The sequence below is a fragment of the Chryseobacterium vaccae genome (genome assembly GCF_009602705.1).
GTDB lineage: Bacteria > Bacteroidota > Bacteroidia > Flavobacteriales > Weeksellaceae > Chryseobacterium > Chryseobacterium vaccae.
In genome coordinates this window covers 3,483,264-3,495,552 of the sequence record NZ_VSWH01000001.1, presented here as the reverse complement: position 1 = coordinate 3,495,552, position 12,289 = coordinate 3,483,264, and the positions used below count along the sequence as shown (strand labels likewise).

Here is a 12,289-nt window from a genome sequence, read left to right as displayed (position 1 = left end):
CAAAACTACTTAATTTTTTATCGGTGTAAAATACCGGATTCCATTGGTTTTTTTATGATCTGAAGGGATGCCTTTATACTCTCCCTTTCAGATAATCCTGTCTAAGGTCTTCATCAAGTTTTTCAATGGCATATCTCAGGCAGGTTCTTGGCATTTCTTTGTAATATTGATTGAGGTAAGAGATCAGTTCCTGTTCGTTTTTGTTCCCCATTTCCCTTAGCAGCCAGCCATTTGCTTTGTGCATCAGATCATGCGGATGTTTCAGGTTTTTGGTGACAAATTCTTTAGTCAGTTCATACGACCCTTTTTTAACGTAATGCATCGTTCCCACAACGGCTATTCTTTTATGCCACATTTCATCAGAATCTGAAAGGTCTCTCAATAAATTTTCTTTTTGATTTTCAAAAGCATACCGTCCTAATATTTTATAACAGCTTGAGTCTACCAGATCCCAGTTATTGACATGGGGAAGATGGTTCAGGTAAAAAGTAATAATTCTTTCTTTTATTCTGATGTCTTTTGTTTTTTCAAACTTGGTGATCAGCATAAAGAGAGCTGTAAGCCTATGCTCATGATACTCTGATGAAAGCAGTATGCTCAATTCTTCAAGGCTTATTTTATCATAATACTCTTTCGCTACAGACCTTTGATCCGGAACTTTCACTCCAAGAAAGAGATCTCCTTCTCCGTATTCTCCCTTTCCTGTTTTGAAAAATCTGGGAAAGAATTCCGCTTTTTCAGGAATGGACAAGACAGCTAAGGCTTCCTTAATCTCTTTGATTATATTATTGGCCATCTTTAAAACGATATTTATGATGAACAGATCAAGTTATGATATTAATGCTCTTCCAGAACAATACTTTCCTGCTCCTCCTCTTCTTTTGCAATCTGCTTAGGATTGGCCACTTTAGCAATGGTAAGTCCCTGAACAATAATAGAAAAGACGACTACACAATAGGTAATACTTAAAATAATTTCGCTGTATTCACTCTTCGGAATAGACATCGCCAATGCAATGGAAACCCCTCCACGGATTCCTCCCCAAACAAGCACTTTTACAGTCTGCGGACTAAACCTTGTTCTTAAAGACATGAATTTCGTTGGTCCCCAGATCGAAATAAAACGGGCTAGTAAAACCACGATAATAGCAAGAAGACCAGGCAGCATAAAATGCTTAAGATCTTTGATCATCAGAAGTTCAAATCCTATGAACAGGAATAAAACAGCGTTCAGAATCTCATCAATCAGTTCCCAGAACTTAATCAGATAATCCTGAGTAACAGACTTCATTTTGAACCTCACATTGAAATTCCCCATAAACAGACCAGCAGCAACCATCGTCAAAGGTCCTGAAATATGCATCTGTCTGGCGATAAGATATCCTCCCATTACTACAGAAAGAGTTACCAGAACCGAAATAATATAATCATCCACTTCACGCATCAGCCTGGAGGTTATCCATCCCAGAAGGACCCCAAGCAGGATTCCTCCCCCGGCTTCTTTCATCAGTAATAATCCTATGCTTTCAACGCCCAGATCCACTTCTTTTCCAATCGCAAGCTGCATAACTACGGTAAATACCACAACAGCCATACCGTCGTTGAAAAGAGATTCTCCGGCTACTTTTGTTTCTAATGATTTTGAAACTTTAGCCTGCTTCAAAACACTCAGGACAGCCACCGGATCGGTAGGAGAAATCAGGGCTCCGAATACCAGACAATAGATAAAAGGAAGCTTGATCCCTACGAACGGTAAGAGATAAAACATTCCAAATCCTACAACAAATGTAGAAATTACCACACCTACTGTAGAAAATATCAGTACTGGACGAAACTGTTCCTTAAGATCGTTGATATTAATGTGAATTCCTCCTGCAAAGAGAAGGAAGTTAAGCATGGCCCCCATCAGGACTTCTGTAAAATCAATGCTGTTCATCAATTTATTGAGATGTCCGAATGTTCTCGGAAGTACTGTTTCCCCAAACATCACCAGAAAAATGGAAACCACAATGGCAATTACCATAATTCCGATCGTACTCGGGAGTTTCAGAAATCTGTAATTCAGGTAGGCAAATATGGACGCTAGCACTATTAATGCTGAAAATGAATAATATAACTCCACTAAGTGTTTTTTTTATTGAATTTTAAAAGTCTAAATAAAGTATTTTAATATAAAGTTTTTGACTGTCTTTTTCCCAGATATCAAACATTCCGTCTTTGGCAGGTTTTGAACTTCGGGTATAACCATTTCCAATGTTCAGAATGTTCAGCAGAATATATTCGTCTCCTACAGAATTGACCAGGTAAGCTGTTTTTTCGGATTTTCCGTCTCCGGAATCTTTGATGCCGTTAGTCAGTGCCCGAAGCTGGCTCAAATGATGGACAAAGTTATTGGCATCTTTCAGGGAGTCATAGGTACGGAGCAGGATAAGAAGAACGTCCAGATTGGTAGGGTCTTTATCATACAAATCTTTACCCAGCTTGATACAATCTGCAAAATGATTCTGCTTAAAGGCATCCGCAAGGCTTTTAAAACGGTCGTCTGTTGTCGAAATTTTATCATTTCTAAAATTCCTTCCGTAGTAAAGATGCTGGGCTTCGATGCTGTCCAGAGATTTTGGAAATCCTTTGTACTTAAAGATAAGCTTCTCGTAATTGTAAGGAGAGTCCGGATTTTTGAGGTTTTTCTCAATACTTTTTAAATCAATTTTTGATTTCTGGCTAAATCCAAAAACCGAAAACAGAAGGAATAAAAGGAAAAAGTGATATTTCATTAATCGTTGTTTTCTTCGTCGTCGTTATCGAAATATTCGAAAAGAAAATCATTGTATGGGAATCTGGAAATATGAATCTTCATTACCTCATCATAGATCATTTTCTTCATCTCCGGGAAATTTTCTTTCGTAAGAGCAGAAATGAAAACGGTTGGATATTTGGATTTAGCCATCCAGGTCTTTTTCCACTCTTCTAATGAAATATTTTTACGGGTAGAAGGTGTCAGATCATCCTCATCTTTTTTCTCATAGCTGAAGTCATCAATTTTATTGAAAACCATGATCATAGGCTTTCTGTGGGCATCAATCTCCTGAAGAATCTGGTTAACTGACGTAATATGATCTTCAAAGCTTTCATGCGAGATATCTACCACGTGAATTAGTAAATCCGATTCTCTCACCTCATCCAAAGTAGATTTAAATGATTCTACCAGCTGAGTAGGGAGCTTTCTGATAAACCCTACGGTATCCGTCAGCAGGAACGGAAGATTTCCAATCACCACTTTTCTTACGGTAGTATCCAACGTTGCAAATAACTTATTTTCAGCGAAAACTTCTGATTTTGAAAGGGCGTTCATCAGCGTAGATTTTCCTACGTTGGTATATCCCACCAAAGCAGCACGCACCATCTTTCCTCTGTTGTTACGCTGGGTGGCCATCTGTTTGTCTATGGTCTTCAGTTTCTCTTTAAGCAAAGAGATCCTGTCACGGATGATACGACGGTCTGTTTCAATTTCGGTTTCCCCCGGACCTCTCATCCCGATTCCCCCCCTCTGTCTTTCAAGGTGGGTCCACATTCTTGTCAGTCTTGGAAGCAGGTATTCGTACTGTGCCAGCTCCACCTGGGTTCTTGCATAAGACGTTTGCGCTCTTTGCGCAAAAATATCAAGAATAAGATTGGTCCGGTCTAATATTTTGACTTCCATTTCCCTTTCCAGGTTTTTAAGCTGTGAAGGGGAAAGTTCATCATCAAAGATCACTGTTCCAATCTCATGTTCTTTCACATAGTCTTTAATTTCCAGTGCTTTCCCACTCCCTACAAACGTTTTGGAGTCCGGCTGTGATAATTTTTGGGTGAACCTTTTTTCAACTGTTGCTCCTGCCGTGTAGGCAAGGAACTCCAGCTCGTCCATATATTCTTTTAGTTTTTCCTCGTCCTGGTCTTTGGTAACCAAACCTACCAAAACCGCCTTTTCATAATTATGTTCTTTCTTTTCTAGCATTAAGTTCTATCTATGTTTGTGATTTTCACAAGTTACCATTTTTCAGGAAAAAAAACAAAATCTATTTTTAATTAACTGCATTTTTAATGTTAATTTAAGATTATAATATTTCTTTTTTATGAAAAAACACTAACTTTATATTGCAATTTTCTGATTTTAAAACATTTAAATTCAGATTTAAATATAAAACTAACATCCAACAGCTCATGACTCCCCATATCAGATGTATGATCATTGATAATGATGAACTGGACAGATTGGTTCTTCAGCATTATCTCAGACAATACAAAAACATAGAGATTATAGCTTCTTTCGATTCGGCAGAAAAAGCAATTCCTTATCTTGAATTCCCCATAGATCTTTTGATTTCCGAAACGGTTATGAACGGAATGAGTGGACTGGAATTCAAAAAAATAGCCCATAAGATACCCGCCTGCATTTTCATCAGTTCCCACCCCGAATCAGCAGTCAGCGCGTTTGAACTCAATACACTGGACTTTCTTACCAAGCCTTTGAAAATGGAACGCTTTCATGATTCTATGCAAAGAGTTTTTGATTTTTTTGAAACGAAAGAAAAATGTAAATGTTTTGATGCCATTCTCGGTGGCAACTGCATCAGAATAAAAGAAAACGGAAATATCTCCCACATCAGAATAACGGATATTTTATACCTGGAGGCCCTGAAGGATTATACCCGTATCATCACCTACGAAAAAAAACACTGTGTTCTGGATTCGTTAGGAAGCCTTCTTCACAAAAACGTCTTTTCATCATTTGTAAGAATACACAGAAGCTATGCCATCCCACGGTACCTCATCCGTGGAAAAAACTACCACGAAGTAGAACTAACCTGCAATATAAAACTCCCTATCGGCAGAACCTACAAAGACAATCTCTCTTTCTTTGACCAGTAAAATATCTGAATACCAACATTTTTACTCAAAAACGGCGTTGGTCGATTTTTTCTGCCGTTGGTCTATTTTCCCCATATCCGGTTTTGATATGTGGTAATTTAGTAATCCCAAATTTCATTAAAAAAACGGGATAACCTATTAATAACCACAAAATCAATTCATATGAAAAGAACATCTATTCAAGGCTTCTTTCTCATTCTGTTTACTCTTTCCGTCAGCCTTTTAAATGCACAGTCAGCCGTTCTTGCCACAGGAACAGATGCATCAGGAGGCGGAGGCTCAGTTTCTTACAGTATCGGACAGACCGCTTATCTTTACAAAGGCTCCAGTGCCCAGATCATAGAGGGTGTACAGCAAGCCTACGAAATCACAACGCTCTCTGTTTATGAAAATACAGTACAACAGGAAGGTATTCTACTTTACCCCAATCCTTTCAGGGATTACCTGTACATTGATTTCACTTCAGAAAACTACAAAAATGCAGAATATCAGCTATTTGATGCTCAGGGCAAACTGATCAGAAAAGACGTTATTCTACAGATCAAATCTGAACTTAATCTTTCTTCTCTTCCTTCCGCCATGTATATCATCCGGATCAATCAGAGCGGAAAACATTTGAAAACATTTAAAATCATCAAAAAATAATTACCATGAAAAAAATATTACTTTCACTGGGGATCATGCTGGGCTTATTTATGGGCCTTGCACAGGCTCCGGAAAAAATGAGCTATCAGGCCGTCATGAGAAACGGCTCCGGCCAGCTTTTAACTAATCAGAATGTTGCCGTAAAAGTAAGTGTACTGGAGGGATCTCCTGCCGGAACACTGGTTTATTCGGAAAGACTTACCGGAAATACCAATATTAATGGTCTTATCAGCCTTGAAATAGGGACAGGAACTGTTCTTTCAGGAGTTTTTTCAACCATCAACTGGCCTTCAGGAAATTATTATCTTAAAACAGAAACAGATCCTGCAGGAGGAACCAATTATACCATCACAGGAACCAGCCAGCTGTTAAGTGTTCCTTACGCTATGTATGCAAAATCTGCTGGAGGTGGAGGTGGTAGCTTTGCAATTCCCTATGCTGCTACAGTAAATAATGCCGCAACACTGTTTTCATTAACCAATGACGGAGACGGAACCTCTCTTGAAGGTGTTAACAATACTACGACCTCAAGTATTTCTGCTGTAAGGGGAATTGTCAACAGTACAGCTCCCGGCGGCTTTTCTTCTGCTGTCCGCGGTATCAATAATGGTACAGGAGGATTAGGAATTGGTACCTGGGGAAGCCAGAACGGAAGCGGTTGGGGAGTTTATGGGGTTACTCCCAACGGATTAGGGGTTTATGGGAATTCAAGCGCTAACGGAACAGGAGTATATGCCAACAGCAATACAGGAACAGGGCTTACTGCCACCAGTAATAGTGGAATTCCTGCAAGCCTAGCTATTTTCAATAATGCTAACGCCAATAATGTTCTTAATGCTTCCAGTGTAGGAAACGGAACGATAATAAACGTAACCACAACAGGAAACGGAGCCGGAGTTAAAAGTTCAACAGCCAGTGGTTTCAGTATGCATGGAATGACCAGTGCCCAGACTTCAGCTGGGGTTGTGGGAGACAACAATGGCGCCGGAGAAGCTGTAGTGGGAAGAACAACCAGTGATATTGCAGGAGCTGTTGTAGGCCGTAACGATGGAGGCGGATATGGAGTACGTGGATTTGTTGCTACGAATACAGCAGGAACTGCGATCGGGGTTTACGGACAGGTAGGACTGAATAATAGTACCGGACGTGCCGGAAAATTTGAAAACTTTAACCAAACCAACCCACAAAATACTTTCGAAGTGATCACCAACGGCAATGGTAACATTCCGGATAATACTCTTGGTAATGCGTCTTCATTCCTTGTAGACAATACCAATAGTGTTGCAGCAGCGGTAAGAGGCGAAGTAAAAACCATATTCGGAAACTTTGGAGCTGCCGGAGTTTTTGGTGTTTCTTCAGGTACAGGAGGGTTTGCCGGATTATTTCATGCTTCCAATCCTGCCGGAAACGGAGCTTCGCTGGTCTCTATTAACGACGGAAACGGAAATGCTATTACTGCCAACGCCAGTAAAGACGGTAATGGTGTAGAAACTAATATTGACGGAGCCGGAAATGCTCTGTACGCCTGGGTTCCTTCTTTTGCTACGGGAAGAGCAGGAAGATTCAATATTTTCAATGAAGACAACAACAGTGATGTAATTACCGTGACCACCATAGGTAACGGAATCGCCGGAAATTTCAAAGTAGACCGTACTACAGGGACTTCAGCGGCTGTAAAGGGTGAAGTAAATTCAATTTTTGCCAATTTTGGTACCGCTGGTGTGTACGGGCTGTCTTCCGGTACCGGAGGATACGGCGGATTATTCTACTCCAGCAATGCAACAGGAAATGGTCCTGCTTTATTAGCCTTAACGGAAGGAAACGGAAATGGAATGACTGCCAATGCCGGAGGAAACGGTGATGGTATTGAGGCATCATGCGACGGAACCGGCAATGCTGTTTCAGGCTTTGTTCCTAATTTTGGAACCGGTAAAGCAGGAAGGTTCGCCAATTACAATACCAGCAATGGCCAGCCAGTAGTTCATGTAACAACTACAGGTACAGGTTCCGGAATTCTTATTAATCATACGGGTGCTTCAGGAAATCTTGCAGTCTTCCAAAGTGCCAATGCGAATGTTGCCCGAATTAATAAAGCCGGACGGGGATTCTTTAACGGAGGAACTCAAACCAATGGAGCGGACGTTGCAGAAGCCTTTGATGTAGAAGGTTCTGTTTCTGAATATGAAATGGGAGATATTCTGGTAATCTCAACGAATACTGACCGTACAGTTGAAAAGTCTTCAGAGCCATATTCTGATCTTGTGGCCGGAGTGTATGCTACCAAACCGGGAGTACTTCTCGCAGAAGAACATATTGACTCTGACCTTTCCGGTAAAGTTCCAATGGGAGTAATCGGAGTAATCCCCACCAAAGTATGTCTGGAAGGTGGTGCCATAAAAAGAGGAGACTTATTGGTAACCTCATCAAAACCCGGTACTGCGATGAAAGCTGATCCTGAAAAAGTCAGAATAGGGCAGGTCATCGGTAAAGCACTTCAGGATTACAGCCAGAATGAGCCCGGAAAAATTCAGGTATTAGTTAACATCAAATAATAAATTGTCATGAAATCAATATATATTACTCTATTTCTTCTGATAGGAGCTGGGATTTATGCTCAGGAAAACAAACAAGTTTCCCAAACAGAAGATCAAACCCTTGCTTTAAAACAGATTAAAGAATTTGAATCTAAAATGATGAAAGAAGCACAGCTAAATGCTGAGAAGAAAACACCTCAGACAGCTCTTGTCTCTGAACAGGGACTGGAAGTAAAAAAACAGGAGCAAAAGCCTAAAGCTACATCCGGCAATTCAGGAACAATGCTTCCCAATACAGCCAGTCTTGATGAAATTAAAAGATCAATTCCCAACAGACAGGCCTCCAGAAGCACCGCAGTAAAAACACAAAATGCCCGGAACCAGACTGGGCTATCCAATACTGCAACTTTAGCGGAGATTAAAAAGACTATTCCCAAAAACTGATAACCTTCCAGGTTTAAAAAAGTCCGCGTGCTGCGGACTTTTTTCTATTTTCATAATATTTTTTATTTTTAGTGTAGTTTCCCGTATTACTTAATCCCAATCTGCTGCAACAAACTTCATTGAATTCCCGTTCTCATCAGATAGAGTAAGAAAATGTCCTTCCACGGAGTATTTCGTCATTTTGTCAAATTTCTGGATGAAGGCGCTTTCCAGATCCATATTCTGGCAGGCTTTCATTGTGCTTCCCACACCGGAAATTTTTACCTTCCCCCCGTTTTTAAATTCGGAAGTAAAGAACATATTGTTGCATCCCATATAGGCCCCTCCGTGAATTTTTCCGCCTTTCATTTCTGCTGTAAGATTTACTTCTGCTTTATTTTTCATCAATTCTTCTTTTGAAAATTTGTCAAACGAAATCAGCATCCACTGCCTCTGAAGACCCGGATTTTTTTCAGGTATTGATGAACAATTGATAACAACTCCCAGGAGTAAAACTGCAAAAAGTGCCAATAGTATCTTTTTCATGCGGATTATCATTCCATTTTCATACCAATCCGGGACAGAATATCGTAAAAATTAGTAAATTAGCGACACAAAAATTATATTATAAAATGAAAAGACTATTTCTACTGTTCACTTTCTTGCTGGGCTTTGCTCAGATGAGGGCGGATGAGGGGATGTGGCTGTTAATGCTCATCAAAAGACTTAACGGGGTCGACATGCAAAAGGAAGGCTTGCATCTGACACCTGATGAAATCTATTCTGTAAACAATTCCAGTTTAAAAGATGCAATTGTAAGCTTTGGAGGTTTCTGTACTGGTGAAATTGTTTCTGATAAAGGACTTATTTTCACCAACCACCATTGCGGTTATGGTGCTGTAGCAGCAGCTTCTACTCCTGAAAAAGACTATCTTAAGAATGGTTTCTGGGCAATGAAGCAGAAAGATGAATTCAATGCAAAAGATCTTTATGTAAGATTTTTAGTAAGAATGGATGATGCTACCCAAAGAATCACTTCCAAGCTGAACAACAATATGACTGGAGCTGAGAGAAAAGCAATTATTGATGCTGAAACGAAAGCGATCCAGACAGAAAACTCTGAAAATGGGAAATACACTGTTGTGGTAAGAGATTTCTTCAACGGAAATGAATTTTATTATTTCGTATATCAGGATTACAAAGATATCAGATTGGTAGGTGCTCCACCTTCATCATTAGGTAAATTCGGAGGTGATACAGACAACTGGGAGTGGCCAAGACATACTGCGGACTTCACTGTTTTCAGAGTATATGCTGATGCTGCCGGAAATCCAGCAGAATATTCTCCAAGCAATACCCCATTGAAGCCTAAACACTTCCTTCCGGTTTCTCTTAAAGGAATCAAACCGGGAGACTTCTCTATGATCATGGGATATCCGGGAAGAACCAACCGTTACCTGACTTCTTATGGAATCCAGCAGATGGTAAACAAAGATTATCCGGCCTGGGTAGAAGCTTCTAAAATGGCAATGGATGTCATGAAGAAGTATATGGATAAAGATAAAGCAACTCAGCTTAATTATGCTTCTCAATATGCTTCTGTAGCCAACTACTGGAAAAACAGACAGGGAACTATTGATGCGGTAGAAAAGAATGGAACAATTTCTGACAAACAGAAAATCGAAAGTACATACAGAACATGGTCTATGATGGCTGGAAATGATATGTATGACGGTGTTTTAGAAAATATTTCAGCTTATTACAAGCAGGTTTCTGACAGAAATGTTGAGAGAAACTATGCATCACAATTCACAAGAAATGCAAAGTATATGAGCCTAGCTCTTCAGCTTGGTTCTGTTCTTAAAACATACGCTGCCCAGGATATGCAGGGAAGAATTGCAATGAAGGCTAAAACTGAAGCAGCCATCAAAGCAGCTTATGAAAACTTCAATCCGGCTCTGGAAGGAGAAATGCTAGTGGCAATGACTACACTTTACCAGGCAAGAGTAACAAACAAAGACATCGCTTCTGCTACAATCTTAGGATTAGATGCTAAGAATCTTTCTAATATAGCTTACTCTTCAATTTTTGCCAACAAGACATCTGCAACGAATTTCTTATTGAACCCGGATGCATTGAAGCTTGATGCTGATCCGCTTTGGAAAATGTCAAAAGGAATTGTAGCAGATCAAAAAGCAGTTGCAGAAAGCTATGTAAATGTAGATGATAATTTTGCTAAAAACAATCGTCTTTTCTTAGCTGGTCTGATGAAAGCTATGCCTGAGAAAAAATTCTATCCGGATGCTAACTCTACCATGAGATTAACTTACGGAACGGTAGATAAATTACCTATCAGAGAAGACAGAAATTACTTCGGAGTTACCGATAACTATTATACGGATATGGCCGGTCTTGTAGGAAAATACAAGAAAAATGATGAAGAATTTGATCTGCCTCAAAGAGTGATTGATCTTTATAACCTTAAAGATTTTGGGCAGTATGCTGATGCTGCAGGATATATGCCTGTAAACTTCCTTTCTAACAATGACATTACTGGAGGTAACTCTGGTTCTCCGGTAATTGACGGAGATGGAAACCTTATCGGTATTGCATTCGACGGAAATAGTGAAGCATTAAGCGGTGATATCGTATTTGAACCGGAATGGCAGAAAACGATCAATGTTGACGTACGTTTCGTTCTTTGGACGATTGACAAGTATGCTGGTGCAAGAAGGCTGATTGACGAATTAAAGCTTGTAAGAGGAGAAAATACACCTCCTGATACCAAGACTAAAAATTCAGGAACAACTCAAATGCCTAAGAAAGAAAAGAAGAAAAAATAATCTTATCTGATCTATAATGAAACCGTGGAAATAATTTCCACGGTTTTTTTATTTTTGATTTAAATAAATGATCATGAAAACTAAAGCAATAGAGTTTAAGGCATTGATTCAGAAAAATGGAGAACTAAACGCTGCATTTGTAGAATTTCCTTTTTCTGTGGAAGAACTTTTCGGTAAAAAGGGACAGATAAAGATCAAAGCCCTATTTGATGGTGTAGTGGAATACCATGGAAGTCTGGCCAAAATGAAATCTGACAGCCATATTATTGGAGTCACCCAGGAGATCAGAAAACAGCTTGGAAAAACGTTTGGAGATGAAGTAATAGTTTCTATCATGGAGGATAAAGAAGAAAGAACTGTAGACATCGCAGAAGATATTGATGCGGTTTTCAATGAAAATCCTGATGCAAAAGAGCTGTTTGAAAAGATGAGTTACACGCATAAAAAAGAATATATCCGTTGGATTGAAGAGGCTAAGAAGCCCGAGACCCGAGACAGCAGGAAAGTGAAGATGATCCAGATGATCTTAAACGGGAAGAAAGGAAAATAAAACTGCCCAAAGCATAGAGCTAAGGGCAGCCTAAAAAAGGAAATATTTTTTAGCTGGCTGTTAATACAGGTTTTGTGGGCTCTGTAGGTTCTGTGGGTTTAGTAGGCCCTGTACTTACGCCACAATCATTAACACATGCTATAACGGATGAGTACTCACCTTTGTAAGTCCCATTGCAATAGCAGGCAAAACCACCTTGTACAGATTTCATGTTCTCTCTTGTTAATTTTTTTAGATTTTTCATATTGAATTAATTTTTTTATGGTCCCTACTCTATCAGCTTTTCGGGCAACGCTTTAATTCCCTAAATATAGAAATAAATCTAAAACAAACAATACTTTTAACCTGAATTTTAATTAGTTACGACAAACAAAAACAATATAT

General features: G+C 39.4%; 12 protein-coding genes. 6 read left to right on the top strand and 6 right to left on the bottom strand.

Annotated features, from left to right (window positions below; translation table 11 throughout):
* Positions 1-73: 73 nt before the first annotated feature.
* From FW768_RS15955 to hflX, 4 genes are read right to left on the bottom strand one after another with little or no spacing between them, the layout of a single operon-like run.
* A complete protein-coding gene (locus tag FW768_RS15955; RefSeq protein ID WP_153397090.1) occupies positions 74-796 on the bottom strand; it encodes a DNA alkylation repair protein in 723 nt (240 codons plus the stop codon).
* Positions 797-837: 41 nt separating this feature from the next.
* Positions 838-2,121, bottom strand: coding sequence for a cation:proton antiporter (locus tag FW768_RS15950; RefSeq protein ID WP_153397088.1), 1,284 nt, complete (start codon positions 2,119-2,121; stop codon positions 838-840).
* Positions 2,122-2,143: 22 nt separating this feature from the next.
* On the bottom strand, positions 2,144-2,773 hold the full coding sequence (locus FW768_RS15945) for a DUF4919 domain-containing protein (RefSeq protein ID WP_153397086.1): 630 nt from the start codon (positions 2,771-2,773) through the stop codon (positions 2,144-2,146).
* On the bottom strand, positions 2,773-3,996 hold the full coding sequence (gene hflX, locus FW768_RS15940; protein ID WP_153397084.1) for a GTPase HflX: 1,224 nt from the start codon (positions 3,994-3,996) through the stop codon (positions 2,773-2,775). Before hflX ends, FW768_RS15945 begins: the two co-directional genes overlap by 1 nt.
* Positions 3,997-4,202: 206 nt before the next feature.
* On the opposite strand from hflX, the gene FW768_RS15935 reads away from it, so the two are divergent.
* The 4 genes from FW768_RS15935 (at position 4,203) to FW768_RS15920 (ending at position 8,533) form a co-directional block, all read left to right on the top strand.
* The gene (locus tag FW768_RS15935) at positions 4,203-4,910 is read left to right on the top strand and encodes a LytR/AlgR family response regulator transcription factor (RefSeq protein ID WP_231128704.1); all 708 of its coding nucleotides are present in this window, start codon (positions 4,203-4,205) and stop codon (positions 4,908-4,910) included.
* 162 nt (positions 4,911-5,072) lie between these two features.
* Entirely contained in the window at positions 5,073-5,555 is a 483-nt protein-coding gene (locus FW768_RS15930; protein ID WP_153397082.1) for a T9SS type A sorting domain-containing protein, read from the top strand.
* A gap of 5 nt (positions 5,556-5,560) precedes the next feature.
* Entirely contained in the window at positions 5,561-8,107 is a 2,547-nt protein-coding gene (locus FW768_RS15925) for a beta strand repeat-containing protein (RefSeq protein WP_153397080.1), read from the top strand.
* Between the two features lie 9 nt (positions 8,108-8,116).
* The gene (locus FW768_RS15920) at positions 8,117-8,533 is read left to right on the top strand and encodes a hypothetical protein (protein WP_153397078.1); all 417 of its coding nucleotides are present in this window, start codon (positions 8,117-8,119) and stop codon (positions 8,531-8,533) included.
* Positions 8,534-8,623: 90 nt separating this feature from the next.
* Here FW768_RS15920 and FW768_RS15915 read toward each other — a convergent pair whose 3' ends face one another.
* Entirely contained in the window at positions 8,624-9,058 is a 435-nt protein-coding gene (locus FW768_RS15915) for an META domain-containing protein (protein WP_153397076.1), read from the bottom strand.
* A gap of 86 nt (positions 9,059-9,144) precedes the next feature.
* Here FW768_RS15915 and FW768_RS15910 point away from each other — a divergent pair, with 86 nt between their 5' ends.
* Together FW768_RS15910 and FW768_RS15905 are read left to right on the top strand one after the other, a co-directional pair.
* Entirely contained in the window at positions 9,145-11,355 is a 2,211-nt protein-coding gene (locus FW768_RS15910) for a S46 family peptidase (RefSeq protein WP_153397074.1), read from the top strand.
* Positions 11,356-11,428: 73 nt separating this feature from the next.
* Positions 11,429-11,905: a YdeI/OmpD-associated family protein gene (locus FW768_RS15905; protein WP_185151992.1), complete on the top strand. Its 477-nt coding sequence runs from the start codon at positions 11,429-11,431 to the stop codon at positions 11,903-11,905.
* A gap of 49 nt (positions 11,906-11,954) precedes the next feature.
* Here the strand turns inward: FW768_RS15905 and FW768_RS15900 are convergent, their stop codons facing one another.
* Entirely contained in the window at positions 11,955-12,149 is a 195-nt protein-coding gene (locus FW768_RS15900; RefSeq protein ID WP_409017691.1) for a bacteriocin-like protein, read from the bottom strand.
* Positions 12,150-12,289: the final 140 nt, after the last annotated feature.

Excerpts from the sequence above, each read along its gene's own strand:
- hflX (WP_153397084.1), bottom strand. The coding sequence starts at position 3,996 with ATGCTAGAAAAGAAAGAACATAATTATGAAAAGGCGGTTTTGGTAGGT.
- FW768_RS15945 (WP_153397086.1), bottom strand. The coding sequence starts at position 2,773 with ATGAAATATCACTTTTTCCTTTTATTCCTTCTGTTTTCGGTTTTTGGA.
- FW768_RS15930 (WP_153397082.1), top strand. The coding sequence starts at position 5,073 with ATGAAAAGAACATCTATTCAAGGCTTCTTTCTCATTCTGTTTACTCTT.
- FW768_RS15920 (WP_153397078.1), top strand. The coding sequence starts at position 8,117 with ATGAAATCAATATATATTACTCTATTTCTTCTGATAGGAGCTGGGATT.
- FW768_RS15910 (WP_153397074.1), top strand. The coding sequence starts at position 9,145 with ATGAAAAGACTATTTCTACTGTTCACTTTCTTGCTGGGCTTTGCTCAG.
- FW768_RS15935 (WP_231128704.1), top strand. The coding sequence starts at position 4,203 with ATGACTCCCCATATCAGATGTATGATCATTGATAATGATGAACTGGAC.
- FW768_RS15925 (WP_153397080.1), top strand. The coding sequence starts at position 5,561 with ATGAAAAAAATATTACTTTCACTGGGGATCATGCTGGGCTTATTTATG.
- FW768_RS15915 (WP_153397076.1), bottom strand. The coding sequence starts at position 9,058 with ATGAAAAAGATACTATTGGCACTTTTTGCAGTTTTACTCCTGGGAGTT.
- FW768_RS15905 (WP_185151992.1), top strand. The coding sequence starts at position 11,429 with ATGAAAACTAAAGCAATAGAGTTTAAGGCATTGATTCAGAAAAATGGA.
- FW768_RS15900 (WP_409017691.1), bottom strand. The coding sequence starts at position 12,149 with ATGAAAAATCTAAAAAAATTAACAAGAGAGAACATGAAATCTGTACAA.
- FW768_RS15955 (WP_153397090.1), bottom strand. The coding sequence starts at position 796 with ATGGCCAATAATATAATCAAAGAGATTAAGGAAGCCTTAGCTGTCTTG.